The organism is Hyphomicrobium sp. 802 (assembly GCF_000526135.1).
In the GTDB taxonomy this organism is placed as follows: Bacteria; Pseudomonadota; Alphaproteobacteria; order Rhizobiales; family Hyphomicrobiaceae; genus Hyphomicrobium_B.
Genome location: NZ_JAFM01000001.1, coordinates 1,408,156 through 1,433,565, shown reverse-complemented (window position 1 = coordinate 1,433,565; position 25,410 = coordinate 1,408,156). Strand labels below are relative to the sequence as shown.

Here is a 25,410-nt window from a genome sequence, read left to right as displayed (position 1 = left end):
GCGGCTCCTGGCATCTCCTCACGCGAGATGCCGTAGCGGCTCCGTCGGCTCTTCGACATCGACAGGCTTGAGCGGCGGCGGTCGAACGCCCGGCCGTTGCCCAAGAAGATCGATCCGCCAGAGCTTGTCGATCAATTCAATCAGTCGAAGCTCGCGAGCCTCGATCTGCTCCTTGCACCACTCCGTTTCACCGAGAACGTCGCGCGTGATCGCAAGAAGCGGCACCCGGCTCGAAGCCTTGGCGTAAATCTGCTTCTTGTCCTCCCACGATGCGTTGCGCGCCCGGTCGTTCTCCTGTTGCGTGATCAGCACAAGGTTGCCGAGGCTTTCCACGAGTTGCGCGCGCTCTTCCGAACTCGCGAACTTCTGGCGCCACGGACTAGACGCCGCCGGGCGCTGCGGCAGCACGTGCTCGATGGTGTAGAGATCGGGATCGACCACATCCATTTCGCCTGCCAGCTCGTCGCCAAGCCGCATCAGAAGCAGCTTGCACACCTTCGGATTGCGTTTGTGAAAATCCTTGAGATGGAAAGCGACGCCGCGAACTTCATCGCGCGACATCTGCAGAACCGGATGCGACGCGTCGATCGGCACACCGGACCGCATGACTTTGATAAGCTCCGCAAAGCGCCGCACACGCTTGCCCGACCCGGCGCAAAGCAGCCGCGTCAGCATCGCCAATCGTTCGATCTCGTCCAAAAGAAACGCGGCCCGGTGCGGATCGTACTTCCAGTCCTTGAGCGCGACGATAGCCGCAGGCGCCCAGTCGGCTTCCGGCAGCCGATTGAGATAGATGAGTGTCCGCTGCATGCTGTGCGGCAGCACGTCTTCGCCGTTACTCCTGACCAGCACATACGCTTTCGCAAGCGGCAGGAACACATCCTTGAAGAACGCTTCCGATCCGCCGCTGTCGCGAATGACTTGCCGCACGCCCGATACGATTTGCAGACGGCCATGGCCGTAAATCGTGCGCAAATGACCGAAGAACGGCTCGAATCCTTCGCCGAGGGCCAGGCTCATATCGTCCCACATCCCGACGGCCCACTTCGCATCGCTCGTCGACATGCGCGCCAGAATGTCGGACTTCAGGATGTCGTTGCGCTGCAGCTTCTTCCCGCGCTCGTTCAACACCACGAACATCTGATGCGACCGGTCGATGTCGTTGCCGACGATCACGACGATATAACAACTGTCCGCGATGAAATCGGCAAGTGTCCGCCGTGCCGTATTGGTCATCTCGGACAAAACGGCCTTGAAGCGGTCGCGCACTTCGAGCAGCGTCGCTTCCGGCAAGGACGGCGCGGCGAGATAGGTCGGCTGCACCGAACTTCCCGGCAGCAGAATATGATCTTCGAACACGGCGCGCTCGCGCGTCGAAAGATGCATTCGGAACCGTTCGGTACGAAAGAAGCGCGTGCCAAGTTGCGCAATGAGCATATTGTGCACGCGCTTGCCGACCGGCCTGCGCGTATCGGTTTCAAGATCACGCAACACAGCAAGCAGCGTCATCAGCGTAACGAGCCGCTGCTGTCCGTCGATTACCCCGAACTCGCGAGGCGTCATCTTCGGGTTGAGCCTCGAAGTCTCCGCTCCCGGGGCGTCCATAAGCACGACGGCTCCGAGAAAGTACGTCTGATCCGCCTCGCCGCCCGAGCAGACGCCAGCAGCCTCCATCAGATCGTCGAGAAGCTGCTCGGCCTGTTCTCGTCCCCACGAGTACGGCCGTTGGAACAGCGGAATGTTCAACAGATAGGGTCCGAAGAACAGTTCCGAAATTGTTAGCGACGCCGTTGGATACACGAAAACGAAGACCTCTATCTGCCATCCGCGGGAACCGCATCCCCACGACCCGAAATTGAAAACCCGCGACACATGAAACGGGTTGCACGCGTATGCAGCCGTGATAGCAACGGGCTTGCATCGGCGCCACACTGCCCCGTGTCGCTGCGGCGTAATGATATCAGTGAGAGAGCGCTATCAAAATTCAAACTCTGCAATGAGCAAAATCGTATTCAAAATTGTCACCGTTCGTGAATGGTCCAAAGCGACCATAGACGGAGTATATAGCGGATCGGCCGATGATCGTCGCGATGGCTTCATACATCTTTCGGCGCAACATCAGCTTCCCGGCACATTAGAAAAACATTTCAAAGACAAAGGCGATCTTGTTCTCATCGCGTTTGAGGCCTCGGCATTAGGCCCCGAACTCAAATGGGAACAATCGCGCGGCGGAGATCTCTTCCCGCACCTCTACGGCAACATATCGGTTTCCGAAGCGATGTGGCAGCGTAACCTTCAAAACGATGAGAATGGCATACCGCGAATTGAAGAGGAATGGTTCGTGTGCTGAAAAAATTCTACCGCTTCGCGCGCTCCGCGCTTTTCGCACTCGGCCCAGAAGAAGCCCACGAGGCTTCCCTCAAGGCACTGGAATGCGGAATTTACCCGCGCCCACTCAAACCCGACGATCGCGTGCTGGCGCAATCCGTCTTTGGTCTTGAATTCCCCAACCCCATCGGCATCGCCGCCGGCTATGATAAAGACGCACGCGTACCCGACGCAGTCCTTGGAATGGGCTGCGGCTTCGCCGAAGTTGGTACGGTAACACCGAAACCGCAGAGCGGAAATTCACGCCCGCGTGTATTCCGCCTCCTGGAAGACAAAGCCCTGATCAACCGGCTCGGCTTCAACAACGGCGGCCACACCGCGGTACTGGACCGGCTCGAAGCGCGAAAAAATCGCGGCGGCATCGTCGGCGTCAACATCGGCGCGAACAAAGACAGCGACGACCGCGGCGAAGATTATGTTCTGGGATTGATGCGGTTCACATCGCTGGCCAGTTATTTCACCGTCAACATCTCCTCGCCGAACACGCCAGGCCTGCGCGACCTTCAAGCGCCCGAAGCGCTCGACGAACTTCTGACGCGGATCATGGCGACGCGCACGCGGCTGGTCAAAGATGGTGCGTTACGCCGTCCCATCATCGTCAAGATCGCGCCCGACATTGCCGAGGCCGACATCGCGCCGATCGTCGAACGCCTCGTCGCGCACCGCGTCGATGGTATCGCAGTCTCCAATACGACCCTCACCCGCAACGGCGTCAAATCGCCGTTGGCGCACGAGACGGGCGGCCTCTCCGGACAACCGCTGTTTGCCCGTTCGACCGCCATGCTCGCCCGCATCTACCAGGAAACCGGCGGAAAAATTCCGCTCATCGGCATCGGCGGCATTGGTTCCGGCAAGCAGGCCTTGGAAAAAATCGAAGCCGGCGCCACATTGTTGCAGCTCTATACGGGTCTTGTGTACGAAGGGCCAAGCCTCATCAGTGAGATCAAGTCCGTTCTCACCGACGCCCTGAAGAGCAGCGGCCAATCGAGTCTCGCCGCCATCCGAGGCCGCCACGCCGACTACTGGGCGAAACAGCCGCTTTAGAGATAGAATGCCCGCGGGGACGGTACCAGTCGAACGCTTATCTCAACGAAGTCTGATACGTGCCGCGTAAAACCACCGACAAGCCCCCGCGCAAAGCGCGCCCGCCAACCTCGCGCGCCAAGCCGAAGCCGCGCGGCGCTGCGTTGGTCGCACCTCTTCCGAAGAAGAAATCACGTCGCGCCGAAGCTGCTCCCGATACGGCGCACCTCCCGCCAGAAATCGCGGACTGGTTTGCGCATCGCGGCTGGACGCCGAGGCCGCATCAGCTGGCGCTCCTTGAAGCCGCCCGCGAGCGCCGCTCGACATTGCTCATCGCCCCGACCGGCGCAGGTAAGACGCTCGCAGGTTTCCTGCCAAGCCTGATCTCGATTCATAACGGGGGCCGGAAGAAAACCGGCGCCGGGCTGTACACGCTTTACATCTCCCCGCTGAAAGCGCTTGCCGCCGACGTGGAGCGCAATCTCAACACGCCGATCGAAGAGATGGGCCTGAAGGTCCGCACCGAAACGCGCACTGGCGATACGTCCCTCGCGCGCCGCCAGCGTCAGCGCGTGAAGCCGCCGCACATCCTGCTGACGACACCGGAACAGGTTGCGCTGCTGCTAAGCCACCCGGACGCGTCCTATCTCTTCGCTGATCTCGATACGATCATCCTTGACGAGCTTCACGCGCTCGCCGCCTCGAAACGCGGCGATCTCCTGGCGCTCGACATCGCCCGCCTTCGAAAGCTCGCGCCGAATGTCATGACCATCGGCCTGTCGGCCACCGTCGCGCGCCCGAGCGAATTGCGCGGCTACCTCGTCGCACAGACCGATCCCGAAACGATGACGAACATCGCTGGTCTCGTCACCGTCAAAGGCGGCGCCAAGCCCGTCATCGAAATCCTTGAAGCGGAAAACGACATTCCCTGGACCGGCCATACCGCCCGCTACGCCATGCACGAGGTCTACGACGCAATCCGTGCGCACAAGCTGACGCTCATCTTCGTCAACACGCGCATGCAGGCCGAATATGCCTTCCAGGAACTCTGGCGCATCAATGACGACAACTTGCCGATCGGCCTGCATCACGGTTCGCTCGAAGCTGCCCAGCGCAAGAAGGTCGAAGCGGCGATGGCCGAAGGTCGCCTGCACGCCGTCGTCGCCACCTCCACGCTCGACCTCGGCATCGACTGGGGCGACGTCGATCTTGTCATCCATCTCGGTGCGCCCAAAGGTGCAAGCCGCTTGCTGCAACGCATCGGCCGCGCCAATCACCGCCTCGATGAGCCGTCGCAAGCGATCCTCGTTCCCGGCAATCGCTTCGAAGTTTTGGAATGCCGCGCCGCCCAGCAAGCCGCCGAAGCCGGCGATCAGGACGCGCAGCTGTCCCGCAGCGGCGCACTCGATGTCCTCGCCCAGCACGTGCTCGGCATGGCCTGCGAAGCCCCCTTCGATCCCGATACGCTGTTCGATGAAGTCCGCTCTGCCCTCCCCTACGCGGGCCTCACACGAAATCAATTCGACCGCACCGTCGATTTCGTTTCGACCGGCGGCTACGCCCTTCGCTCCTACGAACGTTTCGCCAAACTCCGCCCAACCGACGACGGCAAGCTCCGCGTCGCCCATCCCGGCATCGCGCAACAATACCGTCTGAACATCGGCACCATCGTCGATGCGCCACATCTCAAAGTCCGCCTCATCGCCCATCGCGGCGCCAAGCGATTGCCGAACATGGGCGGCCGGGTGCTGGGCGAAGTCGAAGAATATTTCGCCGAGCAACTGACGCCGGGCGATACATTCGTCTTCGCCGGCCAAGTGCTGCGCTTCGAAGGCATTCGCGATACCGAAGTCTTCGTCACGCGCGCCAACGCCGAAGACCCGATGGTGCCGAGTTACGACGGCGGCAAATTCCCGCTGTCTACGCATCTCGCGCGCCGCGTTCGCGATATGCTCGCCGACCCGAGCGTCTGGTCGGCGCTTCCAAATCCTGTCGCCAACTGGCTTGAGTTGCAGACCGAATTCTCAGTCATGCCTGCGCCCGATGAAGTGCTGGTCGAAACCTTCCCCCGGGGTAACCGCCACTTCCTCGTCGCCTATCCGTTCGAAGGCCGTCTCGCGCACCAGACGCTCGGCATGCTGCTGACCCGCCGCCTCGACCGTACCGGCGCCCAGCCTGTCGGCTTCGTGGCGAACGATTATGCGCTCGCCGTCTGGACCCATGGCGATATGTCTGACCTCATTGCCGGCGGTCGCCTTTCGCTTGCAGAACTCTTCGACGAAGACATGCTTGGCGACGACCTCGATGCGTGGCTCGCCGAAAGCGCCTTGATGAAGCGGACATTTCGCCTTGCGGCTGTCATCGCCGGTCTGATCGAGCGCCGCCACCCCGGCAAGGTCAAATCTGGTCGCCAGGTGACGATCTCGACCGACCTGATCTATGACGTGCTGCGCCGCCACGACCCGGACCACCTGCTGCTAGAAGCCGCCTGGGCCGACGCCGCCACGGGCCTGCTCGACATCAAGCGGCTCGGCGCGTTTCTCGCTCGCATTAAAAACCGAATCAGGCACCAAATTCTCGACCATGTGTCTCCGCTCGCCGTGCCGGTGCTGTTGGAGATCGGCGTCGAGCTGGTCTACGGTCAGGATCGCGATACGGTTCTGCGTGCGGCGGCCGACGAATTGATACGCGAAGCGACGGGGGATGCAGAGCAATGAACATGCTGAAACCGGAGCGCATCGGGCTCGATGATTTCGCCGATCAGCCGGTCAACATCTGCGGCAAGACCTTCCTCGCCCATAAGTTCGGTGCGCTCTACTGGCCTGCCGAGCGTGCGCTGATCGTCTCCGACCTTCATCTCGAAAAAGGCTCGGCGTTCGCGGCGCGCGGCCAGATGCTGCCGCCCTATGACACGCGAGAGACGCTGAGCAAGCTGGCAGCACTGATTGATCGCTACCAACCCGAAACAGTCATTTCGCTTGGCGACAGCCTGCATGATTCCGATGGCGCGGCGCGCATGGATCAAGCCGACATCGAAAGCCTGCACATGCTGCAGGAAGATCGCGATTGGATCTGGATCACTGGCAATCACGATCCCAAGATCGACCGCACGCTGGCGGGCTATGTCGTCGAGGAAATCATCGTCGGCGGTATCGCGCTCCGTCATGAGCCACGTCCCGGCGCGGCGACGCACGAGATCGCCGGACATTTTCATCCCGCCGCCCGCCTCGTGTTTCACGGCACATCGCTGCGGCGGCCATGCTTCGTCGGCAATCGCCTGCGTCTCGTGATGCCGGCGTTCGGTGCCTATACGGGCGGTCTCAATATTCTCGACATGGCCTTCGAACCGCTGTTCGGCGATGATGGTCTTGACGTCTGGATGCTCGGCCACGAAGGCCTCTATCCCGTCGCCCCCCGCCTGCTGCGCGACGATTGAGATCGAAGAGATCAGGCCGGCTTGCGGAATGCGAACGCCGCAGCAAGCCCTGATGACACCGCAAGCAGCACCGTCACTATGCCGTACAGAAACGGCTGCGTCATTGCAGTCTCGTGAATGTAACGCTCGACGCCTTCACGTTGCAGCATGACGCGATTGCTGTATTCGCCGAGCATGTGGCCGCCTTTGAACAGATACACGTGCGCCGTCAGCGGCCCGACCGGCACATTGGGCGGCAACGCAATCGTCGCACGGAAAAGACTTCTGCCTATGAACGACACGCCGAAATCCGATTTGACGTAGACCCGCTCTCGCTCCTTCAAACGGATCAGCGCTTCCTTGAACGCCTGCAACTCCGCCGGATCGGTCGCATCCGTCCGGCTCCGCGCGGCCCGAACCATCCGCACATGATCGAAGCCGATCCCTTGCGCATCGAGCACCGCCTTATCCGCGATCTCGTCGATCGGCCGCGTCGAAGCGATAGCATAGTAGCTCGGCACCGACGCAAAGCGCATCGACTGCGTATTGACCCAGATGCCGCCGACCCGCGACTTGAGACGCACGACGACCGGCGCCGGAATGCCTTCGACCACCACGATCACGTCATAGGTGCCGGCTTCTGGACTAGATTGCACGCCGTTGGTGACTGCACCGAAGACCAGAATTTCCGTGCCCGTGAAGCTCGATGTGATGGCAACCTGCCGCGTCGAGGCGTCGGCTTCGACGCCTTCTTTCGGCGCCTCCGCCGCCGCAGCGCCTGCGAAGCCGATCATCACGGCCATCGCTGCCAAAAACCACCGCATCAGGATGCCCCCGCCACTGCCGCGAGCGAGAACAGATCGGCAGGCGGTACGACAAGCTCGTACGCCATCCGCGCCGCAACGAGCAAAATCACCGCGCCCAACAACGCGCGCAGATGTTCGCCGCGCAATTTCTCCCCAACCATCGTTCCGAATTGCGCACCAATCACCCCGCCGACGATCAAGATCAAAGCGAGCACCACATCGACCGTCTTGTTCTCGACAGCGTGCAGCACGGTCGCCAGAGCCGCAACGAACACGATCTGAAACAGCGACGTGCCGATAACGAGCCCCGTCGGCATCCGCAAGAGATAGATCATCGCTGGTATGATGATGAAACCGCCGCCGATGCCCATGATCGCCGACAGGCAACCGATGAACATGCCGATGATCACCGGCGGCACGGCGCTTATGTAAAGCTTCGAGCGTGGAAACCGCATCTTGAACGGCAGGCCTTCCATCCAGCCATGCTGACCGGATTTTCTGGCCGTCGTCCCGCCAGTCGAGCGCACCCGGCGCGACGAGTTGATGCCCTCGACGAAAATCACCGTACCGACCACGCCGAGAAAAATGACGTACATGAGCGCGACAGTGAAATCGAAGTATCCCAGACGCCGCAAGATCTTCACCGCACTGACGCCGAGATAGGTTCCCGTCAGACCGCCCGCCAGCATGACGAGCCCCATCCGGATATCGACGTTGCCGCGGCGATAATGTGTGATCGCGCCCGATACCGAAGACGCCACGACATGCGAGGCGCTGGTCGCCACGGCGACCGCCGACGGAATGCCGAGAAACGTCAGCAGCGGCATGAGCAGAAAACCGCCGCCGACACCGAAAAGACCCGAGAGAAAACCGACACTCATCCCGAGAGCCAAAAACACGATGACGGAAACCGACATCTCGGCAATCGGCAGGTAAAGGGTCATCCTCGGATCCGAAACGGCGTGGTGCAGGCGATGGAACTAGCGTCTAGCAGGATTTCCCGCCAGGAGACACCACGCGGCGCGTCACGGCAAGCTCTAGCCGTTGAGGCCGTTTCGGGGATTTTGTTTCCATAGGTCGCCGGCAACGTGGGCATCATTGATCGCGCGATCCGTAGGCGTCATCCGCCAGGCGTCAATCATCTTTCTCGCAACGGTAATGTCCTGCGCCGTCAGCTTGCCGCGAAGAATATCGCGGCGGCGGACTGCATCTGCGTCACCACCTTGCGCGGCAAGCGAAAGCCACATGAACGCCGTCCTTAGATCGCGCGTCACGCCAAGACCGTTCTCATAAAGAACAGCCAGATTGAATTGGCTGTCGGGCAGGCCGCGCTTGGCAGCTTCCTCGAACCATTGCGCCGCCGTCGTGTAATCGGGGGCGCGATCCGATTGGTTGGCCGAGAGCACAGCAAGATTGTGCATGGCCTTGATGTTGCCCTGCTCGGCTGCGCGCAGATACCAGGTGCTTGCTTGCTTCCGGTCGGCCTTCAAACCGAGACCACGCTCATAAAGCGTGCCGAGACGATACTGCGCCAAGGCGAAACCCTGTTCGGCCGAACGCTGATACCATTTCGCGGCCTCAGCGAAATTCTGCGACACGCCCTCGCCTTCCGCGAACCGCGCGCCGACTTCGAACTGTGCCGATGAATCGCCGTTGGCCGCCGCGAGCCGAAACGACAGCGGACCGATCATCGCCGGCGGCATATCGAGCCGCGATGACTTCTGCCCCCCGGCCGGTGCGCTTGTGTTTTGCGCCGGCGGCGCGATGCCTTCCGTTTCCGCTTCTGTTGGAATCATCGACGCCGGGACCACGGCAGATTCGCCTGGCCGCGCCGCAGCGCTTCCAAGCTCGCCCGAAATGTTCGCCATCGCCTGATGACGCCGCGCCTGGATCAGCTCGGCTTCCGTTACCGGATGATCGAGATCGACCGCAACGCCTGTCATCGGCAGCGTCGTCCGCGGTGTAGAATCCGGGTCGATCGAGGCCGTCGTCGCAGGCGCGCCGCCGTCATGAGGCCCGAGATCGCTGCGCGGACCATTGACCCCGCCTTGAGCGTTCGGTTCACCGGCAGGCGCCGAAGGGGCTTGCGACCCCGACGACGGCTCGGAAGCCGACGGCGCACCCGAAGCCTTTGCTGCATCCGTGGCGTCGCCCGGTTGGACCGTCTTGCTTTGCGTGGTGGTTGCAGGAGCGGCCTCCTGCACGGCAGCCGACTGCGGCTTGCTTTCAAATCCGAAGGCATACCAAAGCCCGGCAAGCGCCACGAGCACGAAGCCCGCGATGATCATTAGCCGCGGCGACGGCGCAGAGGGTCCCGACGTGTTCTTGGCAAGCGCGCTCGAAGGCCGGATCGGCCGGCTGCCGGCTGGCGCCGAGCCGCTTGCATACGCCATCCGCGTTGCCGACAGCGATGGCGCGACGGAATCGTCAATGTCGTCGCCCTCGGCGCTGAGACGCATCTTGGCCCGGCGCGCATCAGCAATGAATTCCTGCCGCATCTTCTCGCTGCGCAGCGCCATTTCTTCCGGCGACATTCCCGTCTCGCTGACCGCCGAAAGCGGTGGCGGCGAGACGGCACCGGGAAAGGCGCCATAGCTATCATCTTCGTCGAAAGCAGACGGCTCAGCAGCAAAGTCGTCATCGCGCAGTGCATCGCTGCCGAACATTTCCGTTCGCGCGCCGTAGTTGGCCGCATGGTCGGCCTCGAAGATCCGCGGCGGCGGTTGCTGCGGCGGAAAGTCGATCGCTTCCACCCGGTCGAGCAGACGAACCATAGCTTGCTGCATGGTATCGAGAAGCATTGCGGTTTGTTCGCCGCCCTGACGATTTTCCATCACGAGCTGTTCGATCAGCGGACGAAGCTCGTCCGCTGCCACATTTCGCTCATCCGGAGGCTGGCTCGCAAATCGCTGCGCCGTTTCTTCCGCTACCGCCCGAGCGACCGCACCGATGTCTGCCAATTTGGCGTTCGCCGCCTGCATCTCCGCGAGTGTTTGCGACACGTTCGCAAGCTGCGCTTCGATAGTGTTGAGCCGATCGAGCTGATCGTTCGTCTTTTCGAGACGATTGACGATCTCTTCCATGTGCGCCTCGATCTGCTGCACAGTAGCGAGGTCGTCATGGGTGGCAACGCCTGCGAACACTTTCGCAAACTGGCGCTCGAACTGATCGAAACGCTGATCGAAGTCCGAGAACTTGTTCTCGGGCTTCACATGCGCGAGCGAATATTCGATGCCGCGGGCAATCTCGGCGAACCGGCTTTCAAGCCATGCCTCGTCGATGTTCGAAGTACCGCCCGCGGTCTCGTCGGCATCGCGTGCAGAGGCTGCAGACGGCGGATAGGCGGACGCTTCATAGACACTGGCGAGCGCTTCCGCGTCGTCCCGGTCCCAAGGGTTGTTCAGATCGGCATGGCCCGAACGTGCTGCCGCCCGATGCTGGCGCGTCCGCGCCGCACCACGCGCGGCGCTTCGATCGACATCGACCAGCCGATGAGCCAGCTCGCCAATGCCTGCTTCGATCTGCTCGAAGGCCGGCGCGAATTGATCGGGAATGCGCATACGCAGGAGATCGGCCTCGCGCCCCATCCCCGAAATCCGATCCTGCATTTCGCTGAGCGCAGCCGTGTGCCGACGATCGGCGTCCTGAAGCTGGGCGGCAATCGTATCGAGGATCGATTTGAGTTCGTCGCGGCTGTCGTCACCGGACTCGTGCGGGTCCCTTCCCTCCCGACGCTCAGCACCCATTTCCGATTTCGACATCTTCCCCTCGAGACAGCGCGATTGCGAACGGTCCGGGAGAGCGCAGCCGCCGCGCGCTCGGGACATCGGGGGGTCCGTACCGCGCAGGTCAAATGCGATCGTTGGCGGACGCGACACAAATCAGCTTCGAAGGCAACTTTTGGTCGCCGGGAGTAAACGTCGAGTTAAGGAGCGTGCCAGGACGATAAAAATTGCGACTTTTCAATACATTATTAGAGGAAACTTTTGATCTGGCGGCCGCCGGCACTGCCACGTCGAACGGGTTGATTCGCGGAAATGGCTATGGCCAGCGGTCTTGCCATAGTTCCCGCATATGACCATTTCGCAGGTAACGGTCAGCGGAGGACTTGCAATGACCTTGAGGGCGACGCGGGCAACCATGCTCGGTCTTTCCATTCTGCCAATGCTGGCAGCGGCTTCAGTTGCAGAGCCATCGAGTGACACCGCCGAACGGTTCACGATGTCCCCCGTCGAGGGCGGCTTCCTGCGTCTCGACAAGCAGACGGGCGCCGTCGCCATGTGCGCCAAGAGCGGCAACGAATGGGCCTGCAAATCCGTCGACGATCAGACCGCCAACACACCCGCCGACAAGCTTTCGCGACTTGAATCGGAGAACCACGACCTGAAGGCGCGCGTCAAAGAACTTGAAGAGATGATCGAGACACGGCCGCCCGGTGTTCCAGCGCCACCCGGTCCGCTCGCCGACGCGCCACCGCCGGACGGCAAGGCCCAGCTCCCGACTGATGAGGAAGTCGATCAGGCTCTCGACTACATCTCGCGCGTTTACAAGAAGATCCGCGATCACGTCAGGGATTTGGATAAGCCTCTGCCGCCGGACGACCACGCCGCGCCGTCACCGCCGCCCGCGCCACCGTCGGCCTCGCCGGGTCCAAAAGGCTCGCTCTAGATAAAGATATCAGTCCGCGAATTTGCGTGTGGCACGGATAAGCTCATGCACGAGTCCCGGCTCCGTCATGGCATGCCCAGCGTCAGGCACAATGCGTAGATCGGCGTTGCCCCAAGCCTTGGCGAGCATCACCGCGTTCCGCACGGGCGTCACGACATCGTAACGGCCGTGCGCAATGACACCGGGAATGTCCCTCAGGCGATGGGCTTCAAGAAGCAACTCGCCGTCCCTGCGGAAGAAACCAGCGTTGACGAAGTAATGGCTTTCAATTCGGGCGAAGGCCAGCGCATAGCTGTCGGCGCCAAACCGTGCCACGCGATCGGCTTCCGGAATGAGCGAGAGCGTCGTCCCTTCCCAGATGCTCCAGGCACGCGCTGCGGCAAGGCGAACGCTGAGATCGTCGGACGTCAACCGGCGGTGATAGGCGCCGATCATGTCGTCGCGTTCGTCGGGCGGAATCGGCCGCTGGAATTCGGCAAAGGCTTCTGGGAAAATCCAGCTGCATCCGTCCTGATAGAACCAGCGCAACTCCGCCTGCGTCAGCAGAAAGATGCCGCGCAGAACCATCGCGGTCACGCGCTCGGGATAAGCTTCTGCGTAAGCGATCGCCAGCGTCGCCCCCCACGAGCCGCCGAATAACTGCCAGCGGTCGATGCCGAGTTCGCCGCGAATGCGCTCGATGTCGGCGACGAGATCGTGCGTCGTATTGTGATCGAGCGACGCGTTCGGCGTCGAACGCCCGCACCCGCGTTGATCGAACAGCACGATGCGATAACGGTCGGGATCGTGAAACCGCCGCATGGTCGGATTGCATCCGCCGCCTGGACCGCCGTGCAGAATGACGACCGGCCGTCCATTCGGGTTTCCGCATTCCTCGACGTAAAGCGTATGCCCGCCGCCGACCGGCAGCCGGGTCTCGCGGTACGGCGTCAGTGGCGGATAGAGATCGAGGCGATCGCGAATGGTCATGGATTGCTCTTTAGAGGCCCCAGACCGCCTGAGCAATCCTGAACGACCCGCAAGTCAGCATTCGAGCCATTACGTGCGCGAATGTTTACGCAGCTGGAGCCGCTGCATCTCGCGGTCGTAGATGATCTCGCCGCCCGGAACCCGGATGTCGCGTACCATCTCGACAGTGTGACGGCTGACTTCCGGCCGCATCAAGCTCGTACCGATGGCCAGCGCGAACGACACCGGCAGCCCGAGAATGCCCGCGATGGCGCCTGGCGTCGAAAGCGTCCCCATCTCGCCCATCATGATGGCGAACGCTCCGGCGATAAAGCCCGAGATGACCCCGACGATCGCACCGCCGACCGTCAGTCTCTTCCACCAGATCGACAGGACCATGACGGGGAAGAGGCTCGCACCCGTCAGCGACAGTGCCCACAGTACGAGCCGCAACGGATCGCTCGGCGCCGTGACGCACAGCATCGCGCCACAGAACGCTACGACCACGATGAAGCCGCGCACGATCCACACCCGGCTTTGCGTCGTCGGCGGCTCCCACGACATGCCTTGAACAACGTCCTCGCCAAGAACGGCCGCCAGCGACACCGTCGTCGCGGACGCCGTGACCAATGCAGCGGCAACAGCGCCGGCCAGCAGGAGATAAGAGAACGCCGACGGCAGATCGACGAGCAGCGGCAAAGCAAACAGCACGCCGTCGCGATCGAACTTCAAGCCGGCAAATCCCAGCCGTGTAGCTGCCTGATCGAACGTCACGATATGATGCGCCGCCGCGTTATGCAGCCATTGCGGCAACGGGCCGAGCCGCTCGCTCATCACGGCTTCGAGCGTGAAATCTCGAAGGAAGATTGCCGCCGAAGAAATCGTGAGGAGCGCCAGTCCGGAAAAGACCGTCGCCCAGCCGAGCGATTTCCGCGCTTCATACACGCCAGGCGTCGCCGCGACGCGCGGCAATAGCCACGGCGCGGTGCTGACACCCGTCGCAATCGCGAAAACACCAATGATGAAAGCCAACGGTCCGATCGAGCCGAACGGCTGCGTGTAAGGCTTTGTCAACGCGGAAAAGCCGTCGGGCGGCAGCTGGAACGCCATCGGCCAGACCTTGATGAGCTGCAATCCTTCGTTGACTTCGTTCCGCACCATCCCGCGCACCATCGGACCGTTCGCGAGTTGCGGAATGGGCAGGCTTGTGACCATCACGCTGACCGTCGTCGCGACGCCAAGCACGGCGAGAAACAGCGCGATCGATTGCGCAACGCCCGTCCAGGTGAAGGAACGCTTGCCGCCTGCCGCCGTCGATATCGCAATCGTCAGCGCCAGGAGAAACACCAGATTGTTGGCGCTGCCGCCGACAAGGCGCTGCGCGACGTTACCGCCAATGCGCAATTCTGCCGACAGCACGAGCAGCATCGGCACAGCCGCGATGCCTGCCGTGATGACCCTCAGTCCCCGGCTCTCAAAACGGCGGCCGAGATAGCTCGGGACGGTGAAGGCGCCGAACTTCCGGTAGAACGGCGCAAGCCCGATCGCCATGATGACGAAACCGGTGAGGGTACCCATCAGCAGGATGACGGCATCGAACCCCGAGAAAAAGAATGCGCCCGTGCCCGCCACGATGAAGGTGCCGCCCAGCGCCGAAGCACCGAGCAAAAGCCCGGTATAGGCCGCGGGAACGCGCCGACCAGCCGCGAAATAACACAGGATGTCGTTCGTGCCGACACACAGGCCGATCGCGGCGTAGATGATGATCGGCCCGGCGAGGAACGCGATGCGCAGGAAGCTCTCATCGAACTTCAGCTGCTCGAAGATCAGGACAAGAAGGAACAGCGCCGTGTAGAGGGCGGCGAAAATGCTGAAATACGTGCCGAGGCGCGGATTGATCAATCTCGCGCGCGCACCGAACGCCATGCTCCCGCCTCACATATCTTCGTGCGCGCCGTGCCAGTGATCGATGGCATTCTGGCGGTTGACGTAGCTCGCGACCGTTATCAGGGCGATCACGAAAAATCCGTGAGCCGCAAGAAAGTACCCGAGCGGAAACCCTAGGAACCGGCTGGAGTTCAATTGCTCGGCATAGAGCGGCAAAACGATGACCAGTGCCAGAAACGGTATGATGCTCGCAATGACCTGCCACTTGGTATGGCGCCAGTAGGGCTTGCGTTCTTTCCGTTCAATCATCCGGATCCCCCAAAGTCGCCGCTTTCGCGCTCGGCGCCCCACCGCCTGTCGCCCTCATTATGCCCGTCGGCCAGGGCCTTTGTCCAATGCTACTCCGGGGATTTTGGCCGCCGTTCCGTTGTCCTGCGCTAGATCATCCCCTAACATTTCGCCGCGGGAATCGCGTGCCAGCCTTCCAGGACGAAGGCGCGACGTTCCCAGGACGGGAACGGCAATATCAGCAGGGAAGGACAATCAGCATGAGCATAATTGACGAATTCAAAGAATTCGCCATGCGAGGCAACGTCATCGACCTCGCCGTCGGCGTAATCATGGGCGCCGCCTTCGCTCCAATCGTGTCTTCCCTCGTCGACAATGTCGTCATGCCGCCGATTGGCTACATGATGGCAGGGATCGACTTTTCCAGTCTCTCGGTTGCGATCCCCACGCCGACCGACCCGGTGCTGATCAGGTACGGCGTGTTTCTCAACGCCGTCATCAAGTTCCTCATCACCGCCTTCGCGATCTTCCTGCTCGTCAAAGCCGTCAACACGATGAAGAAGCCTAAGGCCGCTGCGGGCCCGCCCCCGCCGACACCGACGGAAGAGTATCTCAAGGAAATTCGCGACCTTCTGGCGAAGAAAGCCTGAAGCCGTCCCACAATAATGTTTCAGCCAGCGCGCGACTATTCCAGCGGAATGGTTGCGCGCTCTCAGACTGTTGCGCCCCTCCCTGATCGGCGAGCGCGTTACTTCACGTTGTATAACATTTGCTGATTGACCCAGCCGCTGACGCCGAGGCTGATGGTCGGCTTTTTCTGCTGATCGATCTCCGTGCGGGTCGCTTCGAGATCCCTGATCCGCGCGTCCATATCCGACGACGATGATCCGCCCGATCCGACCGCTTGGTTGATCTGCTGATCGAGCGTTGAAGGCGCACGCTTGGCCGTACTCGTATCATCGGCAGCCGCGGGAGAGACAAGCAAGCCACCGCAAGCGCCCATGACAAGCGCGACAACGGCCCAAAGCGATTTAAAGGCCCCCGGCATTCATCCCTCTCCCCGAAGTTCGACGCACCATATCTAGCATCTTCGCCGACGCGGCCCCGATCAATTTTTGTAAATACTTCCTCGGAGCACTCAGTCATCGTGAATCGGCAGAGAAGCGGCTTTAGGCTTCGCCTCCTCCGGCTTTTCGGGCGCCGCCGTCACTATGGCGGAGATGACCGTTTCCGATAGCCCGTGCAGCAGCGCGCCAACGATCCCGCCAAGCAGAACTTCCGCACCCCGTTGAAAACCGACGACAGCCAACGGTGTCGCCGCGTCGGTGCTGAGAAAGACGATCGGACACGTCCACATGCAGACCCGGAGCATCGGGTAACGCCGCGCGATGATCGCCGCGACGGCCACTGCGACCGCCATCTGCACGACGACATCGGCATGAAGCGGTTCGAGAAGAGATCCGATTGTAACCGCAACGACGACGCCGACGACCGTGCCGAACAACCGCCCTATGGTCGCGCTTCGCGTCTCGTCCAGCTTTTCCTGCCCGACAATGACGCCGGACATCGCCGCCCACACTGGGTGCGGCAGCCCGATGGCGTTCGCAAGCATATAAGAGAGTGTCGCCGCACCCGAGCAGCGCAGCACGAATGCAACGTGCCGCGCCCATGCTTCTCTTGTCATCGGATCTCTATCGTCGTGATCGACGCCTTTCGGCGCGTTGTCGCCCCTCAGCGCAGTACCCTAGGGACAACGCGGCTACCAGCGATCGTACGGCTTGCGGGAACATCGTGAAAGTGTCAAAACCCGGAAAATCACGGCCTTCGCGGGCGTAGTTCAATGGTAGAACGGCAGCTTCCCAAGCTGCATACGAGGGTTCGATTCCCTTCGCCCGCTCCATCACGCCGCTGAATTTTTAATCACATAAAGTCGGCATTGATCCGGAGTTGAGATCGCAATTCATCTAGAATTGTTATTGATCGAAATTTGCGCGCCGAATTTCTCTCTTCGCGAAATGCAAGGCTGATATGTCGCGTCACCATCATGATTTCGCTCAACAATAGAGAAATCGGGAAATCGTGCTGAATGTCACGGGTAGGATTTCCAATTGTCGCATCCACTAATCGGCAATCGCAGTTGACGCGTTGCGGAATATGAACTTGATTGCGCCCGGTTGCTGTTCCGGGCTTCGCCCCGTCGCCGCAACATCCTGAGAAGACGTTCAAATCCCGAACGGTACCAGTGATGATTTTCGCATCATCGCTGCCCGAATATATGACAAAAACAATATAAAAGAGGGAAATTGAATGCCGGCTTCCGCCGGCGGTTGCGCACGGCTTTCGGCACCCGCCGAAGACGTGTCAAGTCGTGAATTGGAGGACTACAATGCGTGGAAAGATTCTAGCGGCGGGGCTGGCATTGTCCGCTTCGCTGGGTTCGTCCGCTTGGGCGAATGAAAGCGTCATTAAAGCGACGAGCGACCCGAACAATTGGGCCACTCAAAACGGCGATTACGCCGGTCATCGTTATTCGAAACTTAACCAGATCACGACAGAAAACGTCGGCCAGCTCCAGGTGGCTTGGACGTTCTCGACCGGCGTTCTGCGCGGCCATGAAGGCAGCCCACTCGTCGTCGGCAACGAGATGTACATGGTGACGCCGTTCCCGAACGTCGTCTATGCCCTGAACCTCGCCGACGAACAGAAGATCGTTTGGAAGTACGTTCCGAAGCAGGATCCGTCCGTTATCTCAGTCATGTGCTGTGACACGGTTACCCGTGGCCTCCAGTACGCCGACGGCAAGATCTTCATGTATCAGGCCGACACGACGCTGGTCGCTCTTGATGCCAAGACCGGCAAGGAACTCTGGAAGGTCGCCAACGGCGATCCGAAGATGGGTGAAACCGGCACGTCCGCTCCGCTCATCGTCAAGGACAAGGTCCTCGTCGGCATTTCGGGCGGCGAATACGGCGTCCGCGGCTCGCTGACCGCATACGACGAAAACACCGGCAAGAAAGTCTGGCGCGCCTACTCGACGGGTCCGGACGCTGAAATGCTTATCGACCCCGAGAAGACGATGTCGCTCGGCAAGCCGGTCGGCAAAGATTCTTCGCTCAAGACGTGGAGCGGCGATCAGTGGAAGATCGGCGGCGGCACGACCTGGGGCTATATGGCTTACGATCCGGACTTGAACCTCGTGTACTACGGAACCGGTAACCCCGGCACGTGGAACCCGGTTCAGCGCGCTGGCAAGGACGGCAAGCCGATCGATCTCAAGTGGTCGATGACGCACTTTGCGCGCGATCCCGACACCGGCATGGCCAAGTGGGCCTACCAGATGACGCCGTTCGACGAGTGGGATTATGACGGCATCAACGAGCCGATCCTCGCCGACATCGATGTCAAAGGCGAAAAGCGTAAAGTCGAAGTCCACTTCGACCGTAACGGTTTTGCTTACACGCTCGACCGTGCCACGGGCGAACCTCTCGTCGCCGAAAAGTATGATCCGGTCGTCAACTGGGCGACCAGCATCAACCTCGACAAGTCGAGCCCCGACTACGGTCGTCCGGTCCGCGTGAAGAAGTACTCGACCTTCGCTCACGGCACAGACTTCGACACGAAGGGCATCTGCCCTGCCGCTCTCGGCTCGAAGGACGAACAGCCGGCTTCCTACTCGGAGCTGACGGGCCTGTTCTACGTTCCCGCCAACCACGTCTGCATGGATTACGAGCCGTTCAAGGTTTCGTACGCCGCAGGTCAGCCGTTCGTCGGCGCGACGCTCTCGATGTTCCCTGGCCCGGATAAGCCGGAGCGCATGGGTACGTTCCTCGCTTGGGACGCAGGCAAGGGCAAGATCGTCTGGTCGAAGCCTGAGCAGTTCTCGGTGTGGTCTGGCGCTCTGACGACCGCTGGCGGCGTCGCCTTCTACGGCACGCTCGAAGGCTACTTCAAAGCCGTCGACCAGAAGACCGGCAAGGAACTCTACAAGTTCAAGACCCCGTCGGGCGTTATCGGCAACGTCTTCACCTACATGCAGGGTGGCAAGCAGTATGTCGGCGTTCTCTCGGGCATCGGCGGCTGGGCCGGCATCGGTCTGGCAGCTGGCTTGACGAACCCGAACGACGGCCTCGGCGCTGTCGGCGGTTATTCGGGCCTTGCTTCCTACTCGAACCTCGGTGGCTCGCTCACCGTGTTCGCACTGCCCTAACGATCTGCGAGATGGCCCGGCGCAGCCTGGGCCATCCCACATCCGCTGGGAAAACCGATCAGACAAAATTTAAGGGAGAGGACCGCGGGTCCTCTCCCTTTTTTACTGCCGGCACGGACAGGCGGAATGTGTTGGCTCTAAGCCGCCAGTTTTTCCTGGGGCTTCACATGCTCACCTGCGTCAGCGGCAGACGACTTTGCTGTCTGCGATTGCTTCCAGCTTTTCCAGCTTGTTGCGTTGTAGCTCAGCGCAAACGCGAAAAGGCACATCGCTCCAATGCAGATCGCCAGATAATAGAATTCGACCGTTGTCATGGCTGCCTCCCAAAGAATTTGAGACAGAGTAGGAGCGCAGAGCGCGGCGCAATTGATCCGCATCAACGGATGCAGCAATCCCCCTGGATCAAGATCCGCGCTAAATCAGATTTTCCGAAACGATCTGCCGAAGCTCTGATGAGCGTCAGGCCGCTTTACCAACCGCACCCCCCTTGCGCGTTTGGTTCGCATGCTGACTGAGGAAGCGCACGAAGCTGCGCACGAGCTGCCGGTCACCGTCGCTTTTCCGATAGGCCGCGAAGTGGCTCGACACGAACTGATAGGTTTGCGGCCGGAGCTCGCGCATCGATCCCTGCTTTGACCAGCTCTCACCGATGTGCCGCGGCAGGAAGCCGATGAAATAGCCGGACAGGATCAGCATCACCTGCGCTTCCATCTGAACGACGTTGCCTGACGCACGCGGATGATCGGCGCGGTAGAGATCGTCGAACTGCCGATAACCGCGCACCGAGAACTGCGCCTTCTCGATCGCTTCCCGCGTGATCGCGGATGTCGGCGCATCGAACAGCGGATGCCCCTTGCCGCAATAGAGTCCATGCGGCTCGCGGTGCAAAGCAACGTACGTCACACCCGGCGCTTTCTGCGAGAACGGTCCAATGACAACGTCGCGGCGACCATCCGCGATGGCTTGCTCAAGGTGATTCGGTGTTCCGAGTTCAAGATCGATGAACACGTTCTCGGCGTTTTCCATGAAGCGGCCGACGACGTGCTGCAGCCCGAGCGCCGAATTCGTGACGATGCCATCGACGATTCCGATGCGAAGCCTCCCGACGAGTTGACCGTTGTACTGACCGACCCGTTCCTCGAAGGAGCTAATCTCCGCAAAGAGCTTTTGGGTCGCGATATAGGTTGCTTCGCCGAAAGGCGTCAGCCGGAACCCTCGTCGTCCGCGCACGCACAATTGCGCACCGAGCCTGCGCTCAAGCGCCGCAAGGTGGGTGCTGAGGGTCGGTTGGGAGAGATTGAGCGCAATCTGAGCATCGGCGAAGCTACCGGCTTCAACCAGCGTCATAAACACCCTTAAAAGGCGGATATCGATGTTATCGAGCCGACGCACCGAAACTCCTTCGCACAAAGCAGCATCATATCACATCGGCAGTTTTCAATGTATCGTTCAAATAATCAATATTTTCATAGATGTTATTTTAGCCAACTCTCTATTGCCGAAGTGGTGTCGTCAGCGAGGGGTTATGACCATGCATATGGCAATAGGTTTCCGCCGGTTCACCGGCGTCGGTCTGGCAGTGGCGCTTTGGGCTGGCGTATCGGTCGCCGCAACCGCTGCGCATGCCGACGAGAAAATTCGCATTCTCTGCCCGACCTGGAGCGGATACGCGCCGGTCTTCGTCGCGCAGGATCTTGGCTACTTCAAAAAGCTTGGCATCGACGTTGACATCAAGTTCGAGGACGAACGTGCCAACGTCATGGCCGCGATGGACCGCAAGGACATCGAGATGGATATGCGCACCGTCGGCGAATATCAGGGCAAGCCGCGCGATGCCAAGACGCCTGGCGTCATCATCGGCACCATCGACGAGTCACTTGGCGGTGACGGCGTCATCGCGCCGGGTGACATCACCTCCGTTGAACAGCTCAAGGGCAAGACCGTCGCATCCGAGCCGAACATCCCAGGCCGGCTGCTCCTTCAGATGGCGCTCAAGGCAAAAGGCTTGACGCTTGCTGACCTCGACGTAAAGCAGATCGCGACCGCCGATACCGTCGCCGTCTTCGCCGATCCATCGATCTCCGCCGTTGTTTCCTATCAGCCGAACCTTTCGCAGGCCCTCGACAAGATCAAGCAGCGCAATCCGCACCTGCTGATCTCGTCGGCGCAATATCCCGGCATCATCGTCGACGTCATCATCGTCCGCCAGGACGACTTGAAGGCGAACCCCGAGAAGTACAAGAAGTTCATGATCGGCATCTTCAAAGCGATCGACTACTTCAAGAGCAACAAAGCGGACTTCATCAAGCTGGCAGCACCGCACTTCAACCTGACGCCGGAAGAGTTCGCCGCTTCTATTGACGGCAGCCTCGAATATACCGGCTATGCACAGACGGCCGGATATTTCGGCAAACCCGGCGCCCCCGGTTCGCTGTACAAAGTCTTTGGCGAAGTCATGAAGCTGAACCTGGAAAACGGCGCGGCCGATCACGACCTCAAGGCCGCAGACCAAATCGACAATTCGATCGTCTCCGGCATCACTGAAGCCGACCTGAAATAATCAGCCGCGAACCAGGCGAGCCAGGCCATCTCGTGACGAGCAAAGCAACAGTATCGACGGCAGCAGTGGTCGAACGGAAACCGGCAGCGGCGCCGAACGCCAAGGCGCCGCGCGCGGCGTACCGCACCCGGAACCAGTTCTTCGCGTTCCGGGGCACACTGTCGAGGCGGGCGCAAATCCTGACGTCGATTTGCGCCAGCCTGTTCGTCATCGCGGCATGGGAAATTTCGACCCGGCTCGGCTGGATCAACTCGCTCTTCCTGCCACCCCCCAGCGTCACCGTCGAAACTCTGTGGACCATGATCACGCAGAAGCATCTGCTTTGGAATGCAGGTGTCTCGACCTTGCGCGTGTGGGTGGCCTTCGCTCTTTCCGTCGTAATGGCGATCCCGATCGGCATCGCGATGTCAAGCTTCCGCGGCGTCGGCGCCGCCCTGGAGCCGATCGTCGACTTCATCCGCTATCTGCCGGTTCCCGCTCTCGTCCCGCTGAGCATCATCTGGTTCGGCGTCGGCGAAACGACGAAGATCTTTCTTCTCTGGCTCGGCACCTTCTTTCAACTCGTCCTGCTCGTCGCCGACGACATGCGCCGCGTGCCTCAGGAATACGTCGAGATCGCCTACACCGTCGGTGCACGTCCCTTCCAGATGCTGAAAGACGTCGCCTTCCGCGCCATGCTACCGAGCCTATTCGACAACTTGCGCATCACGCTCGGCTGGTGTTGGACCTATCTCATCATCGCGGAAATCGTCGCCGCCGATAACGGCCTCGGCTTCGTCATCTGGGCGGCACGACGCTACATGAACACCTCCGAGGTCATGGCAGGCGTCGTCACCATCGGCTTGATTGGCCTGCTGACCGATCAGATCCTGCGCCTCGTCCACAAGCGCTATTTCCGTTATCTCTGAGAGGCGCGCCGTGGCACCAGCTCCCTATCTCGTATTCGACGGCATCGCGAAATATTTCGGCGATCTAGAAGTCGTCGCGCCAACGTTCGACCTCACCGTCAGGCGCAACGAATTCATCGTCTTCCTCGGCCCCTCTGGTTCCGGCAAGACGACGCTGATGCGCATGGTCGGCGGCCTGGAAACGCCAAGCACCGGTGAAATCCGCCTCGACGGCCAACCAATCCGCGAGCCGGACCGCGACCGCGGCATGGTCTTTCAGTCCTACTCATCGTTTCCTTGGCTGACCGTCGCCGAGAATGTCGCCTACGGCATGAAGTACCGTCTCGATATGACGCCGGAACGCAAGGCGACGCGCCTTGCACATTACTTGCAGCTCGTCGGCCTCAGCGACTTCGCCGACGCCTATCCGAACAAGGTCTCAGGCGGCATGCGCCAACGCATCGCCATCGCCCGAACGCTCGCTGCAGGCTCCGACGTTCTGTTAATGGACGAACCCTTTGGCGCATTGGATGCGCAGCGCCGAGAAGATCTTCAGATCGAGCTGCGCCGCATCCAACAGCAGGACGCCAAGACAATCATTTTCGTCACGCACGACGTCGACGAAGCAGTTTTTCTCGCCGACCGCATCATCGTCTTCTCCAAGCGCCCCGCACGCATGCTTGAGGAAGTCGATATTGCGGCAGCTCTCGGCCCTGATCGCACGCTGGAGCTTCGCGATAGCGAGCGCTTCTTCAAGCTGCGAACGGAAGTTTTGAAATTCGTCCGCGCTGCAGCGGGCCACGACAATTAGGGCGCAAAGCGCCGCAGGAAAGCAGATGTGTATCAATCTCAAAAATAAAAGCGTCCTCGTGACGGGCGCGAGCCGCGGCATCGGTTTTGGTATCGCTGAGGGCTTCGCCGAAGCCGGCGCCGACTTAGCAATCCTCGCCGACGACGACACCGTGCATGAGGCCGCGGACAAAATCTCGAAGGCGTACGGCCGCCCTGTTCGTGCCTTCGTCGCCGATATCACCGACAAGTCCGATGTCGCCAAGGCGTTCTCGGAAATTTCCAAGCTAGACGTTCTCGTCAACAACGCCGGCCTTGAATTGATCACGCCCCTGACGGACCCAAGCGACGAGGTTGATGCCACGTTCGCCCGCATCATGGACATCAACGTCCGCGGCACCTGGAACGTCACGCGCACCGCGCTACCGCTTCTGAAGACCGGTGCGCGTATCATCAACACTGCGTCCGTCTGGTCCAAAAGCGCCGTCGGCGAATTCGCCGCCTACATCGCATCGAAGCACGCTGTCGTCGGCTTGACGCGCACTTTCGCACGGGAGCTTGGACCGCGAGGCATCACCGTCAACGCCGTCTGCCCTGGCTGGGTCCGCACCGTCGCATCGGTTCGTTCGGCGAAAGTCATGGCCACGCGGTCCAAGCGCAGCGAAGCCGACATCTTCGACGATGTCGTCGCCGCCCAGTGCCTCCCCGGCCTGATGGAGCCGCAGGACGTCGCCGGCCTCTACCTTTTTCTCGCCAGCGACCTTGCCACGAACATCACCGGACAGGCCATTGGCGTCGACCGCGGAGAATTTCTTGGATGAGCAGAGAATTAAAAGATCTGAAAGTCGTCGTTTGCGGCGCCGCAAGTGGCATCGGGCTTGCGACGGCCGATCTCTTCGAGAAGAAAGGCGCGCGCGTCGCTCGCCTCGATTTCGAACCGATCGAGAAGGGCCTGTCGTTTCAGCTTGACGTCACCGACGAGATCCAAGTTGCAGAAGCGATCGCCGCCGCCGATAGCGCGCTTGGCGGCATAGACGTCATGGCCAATTCGGCTGCCATCTTTCGCTACGGCCCCTTACTCGAAACGCCCGTTGCCGATGTCCGTAAGGTGTTCGACGTTAATCTCGTCGGCACGTTCCTCGTGACGCGCGAAACAGTACGTATGATGAAAAGCCGCGGCAAGGGCGGCAGGATCATTCTCTTCAGTTCCGAGCTGGCTCAGCTCGGACGCGAACATCACGCTGCTTATTGCGCCACTAAAGCCGGCGTCAGCGCTATGGTGCGCTGCTGGGCGAAGGAATTCGGCCCCGACATTCTCGTCAATGCCGTGGCGCCAGGCCCAACCGACACGCCGCTTCTCGATTTCGAAAACCTGCCCGACGAATGGAAACGCCTTGAAACGTCCAATCCGCTCGGCCGCATCGGCAAACCGGAAGAAGTCGCGGAAGCCGTCCTGTTTCTCGCCGGCCCCGGCGCAACGTTCGTCACCGGCCAAGTTCTAGGCGTCAACGGCGGCGCCTCGATGGTTTGAAGGAAAGAACAAG

General features: G+C 60.9%; 23 protein-coding genes and 1 tRNA gene. 13 read left to right on the top strand and 11 right to left on the bottom strand.

Annotated features, from left to right (window positions below):
- Positions 1-18: 18 nt before the first annotated feature.
- Positions 19-1,800, bottom strand: coding sequence for a DUF262 domain-containing protein (locus tag HYP802_RS0107115; protein ID WP_024275430.1), 1,782 nt, complete (start codon positions 1,798-1,800; stop codon positions 19-21).
- A gap of 196 nt (positions 1,801-1,996) precedes the next feature.
- Here HYP802_RS0107115 and HYP802_RS0107110 point away from each other — a divergent pair, with 196 nt between their 5' ends.
- Genes HYP802_RS0107110 through pdeM form a run of 4 tightly spaced genes read left to right on the top strand, consistent with a single transcriptional unit; the run spans position 1,997 to position 6,847 of the window.
- The gene (locus HYP802_RS0107110) at positions 1,997-2,350 is read left to right on the top strand and encodes a DUF952 domain-containing protein (protein ID WP_024275429.1); all 354 of its coding nucleotides are present in this window, start codon (positions 1,997-1,999) and stop codon (positions 2,348-2,350) included.
- The gene (locus HYP802_RS0107105) at positions 2,335-3,432 is read left to right on the top strand and encodes a quinone-dependent dihydroorotate dehydrogenase (protein ID WP_051463114.1); all 1,098 of its coding nucleotides are present in this window, start codon (positions 2,335-2,337) and stop codon (positions 3,430-3,432) included. Before HYP802_RS0107110 ends, HYP802_RS0107105 begins: the two co-directional genes overlap by 16 nt.
- 59 nt (positions 3,433-3,491) lie before the next feature.
- Positions 3,492-6,128 carry a ligase-associated DNA damage response DEXH box helicase gene (locus HYP802_RS0107100; RefSeq protein WP_155831176.1) on the top strand — a complete coding sequence of 879 codons (2,637 nt, stop codon included), beginning with the start codon at positions 3,492-3,494 and terminating at the stop codon, positions 6,126-6,128.
- Positions 6,125-6,847 carry a ligase-associated DNA damage response endonuclease PdeM gene (gene pdeM / locus HYP802_RS0107095; protein ID WP_013946454.1) on the top strand — a complete coding sequence of 241 codons (723 nt, stop codon included), beginning with the start codon at positions 6,125-6,127 and terminating at the stop codon, positions 6,845-6,847. Before HYP802_RS0107100 ends, pdeM begins: the two co-directional genes overlap by 4 nt.
- A gap of 11 nt (positions 6,848-6,858) precedes the next feature.
- On the opposite strand, the gene HYP802_RS0107090 is transcribed toward pdeM, so the two are convergent.
- From HYP802_RS0107090 to HYP802_RS0107080, 3 genes are all read right to left on the bottom strand, one after another.
- A complete protein-coding gene (locus HYP802_RS0107090; RefSeq protein WP_013946453.1) occupies positions 6,859-7,650 on the bottom strand; it encodes a TIGR02186 family protein in 792 nt (263 codons plus the stop codon).
- On the bottom strand, positions 7,650-8,576 hold the full coding sequence (locus HYP802_RS0107085) for a sulfite exporter TauE/SafE family protein (protein ID WP_013946452.1): 927 nt from the start codon (positions 8,574-8,576) through the stop codon (positions 7,650-7,652). The genes HYP802_RS0107090 and HYP802_RS0107085 overlap by 1 nt, the downstream gene beginning before the upstream one ends.
- Positions 8,577-8,669: 93 nt before the next feature.
- Positions 8,670-11,393 (bottom strand): SEL1-like repeat protein, encoded by a 2,724-nt coding sequence (locus tag HYP802_RS0107080; protein ID WP_081741021.1) that lies wholly within the window; start codon positions 11,391-11,393, stop codon positions 8,670-8,672.
- A 352-nt stretch (positions 11,394-11,745) separates the two neighbouring features.
- Here HYP802_RS0107080 and HYP802_RS0107075 point away from each other — a divergent pair, with 352 nt between their 5' ends.
- Positions 11,746-12,300 (top strand): hypothetical protein, encoded by a 555-nt coding sequence (locus HYP802_RS0107075; RefSeq protein ID WP_024275424.1) that lies wholly within the window; start codon positions 11,746-11,748, stop codon positions 12,298-12,300.
- 9 nt (positions 12,301-12,309) lie between these two features.
- Here the strand turns inward: HYP802_RS0107075 and pip are convergent, their stop codons facing one another.
- The 3 genes from pip to HYP802_RS0107060 all read right to left on the bottom strand — a co-directional run bounded on the left by pip (position 12,310) and on the right by HYP802_RS0107060 (position 15,444).
- Complete coding sequence (pip, locus tag HYP802_RS0107070) at positions 12,310-13,269, bottom strand: prolyl aminopeptidase (RefSeq protein ID WP_024275423.1); 960 nt, start codon at positions 13,267-13,269, stop codon at positions 12,310-12,312.
- A gap of 69 nt (positions 13,270-13,338) precedes the next feature.
- On the bottom strand, positions 13,339-15,174 hold the full coding sequence (locus tag HYP802_RS0107065) for a sodium:solute symporter (protein WP_024275422.1): 1,836 nt from the start codon (positions 15,172-15,174) through the stop codon (positions 13,339-13,341).
- Positions 15,175-15,183: 9 nt separating this feature from the next.
- Positions 15,184-15,444, bottom strand: coding sequence for a DUF4212 domain-containing protein (locus HYP802_RS0107060; protein ID WP_013946447.1), 261 nt, complete (start codon positions 15,442-15,444; stop codon positions 15,184-15,186).
- Positions 15,445-15,683: 239 nt separating this feature from the next.
- Here HYP802_RS0107060 and mscL point away from each other — a divergent pair, with 239 nt between their 5' ends.
- The gene (gene mscL, locus HYP802_RS0107055) at positions 15,684-16,073 is read left to right on the top strand and encodes a large-conductance mechanosensitive channel protein MscL (RefSeq protein WP_013946446.1); all 390 of its coding nucleotides are present in this window, start codon (positions 15,684-15,686) and stop codon (positions 16,071-16,073) included.
- 98 nt (positions 16,074-16,171) lie between these two features.
- On the opposite strand, the gene HYP802_RS0107050 is transcribed toward mscL, so the two are convergent.
- On the bottom strand, positions 16,172-16,471 hold the full coding sequence (locus HYP802_RS0107050) for a hypothetical protein (RefSeq protein ID WP_013946445.1): 300 nt from the start codon (positions 16,469-16,471) through the stop codon (positions 16,172-16,174).
- 90 nt (positions 16,472-16,561) lie between these two features.
- Positions 16,562-17,107, bottom strand: coding sequence for an FUSC family protein (locus tag HYP802_RS22165; protein WP_013946444.1), 546 nt, complete (start codon positions 17,105-17,107; stop codon positions 16,562-16,564).
- Between the two features lie 142 nt (positions 17,108-17,249).
- Between HYP802_RS22165 and HYP802_RS0107040 the strand changes: the two genes are divergently transcribed.
- A tRNA-Gly gene (locus HYP802_RS0107040) sits at positions 17,250-17,323 on the top strand.
- A gap of 486 nt (positions 17,324-17,809) precedes the next feature.
- Positions 17,810-19,630 (top strand): methanol/ethanol family PQQ-dependent dehydrogenase, encoded by a 1,821-nt coding sequence (locus HYP802_RS0107035; RefSeq protein WP_024275421.1) that lies wholly within the window; start codon positions 17,810-17,812, stop codon positions 19,628-19,630.
- Between the two features lie 137 nt (positions 19,631-19,767).
- Here the strand turns inward: HYP802_RS0107035 and HYP802_RS23545 are convergent, their stop codons facing one another.
- Complete coding sequence (locus HYP802_RS23545; protein WP_013946440.1) at positions 19,768-19,944, bottom strand: hypothetical protein; 177 nt, start codon at positions 19,942-19,944, stop codon at positions 19,768-19,770.
- A 145-nt stretch (positions 19,945-20,089) separates the two neighbouring features.
- Positions 20,090-21,022 (bottom strand): LysR family transcriptional regulator, encoded by a 933-nt coding sequence (locus HYP802_RS0107025; RefSeq protein WP_013946439.1) that lies wholly within the window; start codon positions 21,020-21,022, stop codon positions 20,090-20,092.
- A 139-nt stretch (positions 21,023-21,161) separates the two neighbouring features.
- Between HYP802_RS0107025 and HYP802_RS0107020 the strand changes: the two genes are divergently transcribed.
- Genes HYP802_RS0107020 through HYP802_RS0107000 form a run of 5 tightly spaced genes read left to right on the top strand, consistent with a single transcriptional unit; the run spans position 21,162 to position 25,397 of the window.
- On the top strand, positions 21,162-22,190 hold the full coding sequence (locus tag HYP802_RS0107020; protein ID WP_013946438.1) for an ABC transporter substrate-binding protein: 1,029 nt from the start codon (positions 21,162-21,164) through the stop codon (positions 22,188-22,190).
- Positions 22,191-22,222: 32 nt separating this feature from the next.
- Complete coding sequence (locus HYP802_RS0107015) at positions 22,223-23,098, top strand: ABC transporter permease (protein WP_013946437.1); 876 nt, start codon at positions 22,223-22,225, stop codon at positions 23,096-23,098.
- Positions 23,099-23,108: 10 nt separating this feature from the next.
- The gene (locus HYP802_RS0107010) at positions 23,109-23,888 is read left to right on the top strand and encodes an ABC transporter ATP-binding protein (protein ID WP_013946436.1); all 780 of its coding nucleotides are present in this window, start codon (positions 23,109-23,111) and stop codon (positions 23,886-23,888) included.
- 25 nt (positions 23,889-23,913) lie between these two features.
- Positions 23,914-24,687, top strand: a complete 774-nt coding sequence (locus HYP802_RS0107005; RefSeq protein ID WP_013946435.1) for an SDR family oxidoreductase — start codon at positions 23,914-23,916, stop codon at positions 24,685-24,687.
- On the top strand, positions 24,684-25,397 hold the full coding sequence (locus tag HYP802_RS0107000) for an SDR family oxidoreductase (protein ID WP_013946434.1): 714 nt from the start codon (positions 24,684-24,686) through the stop codon (positions 25,395-25,397). The genes HYP802_RS0107005 and HYP802_RS0107000 overlap by 4 nt, the downstream gene beginning before the upstream one ends.
- Positions 25,398-25,410: the final 13 nt, after the last annotated feature.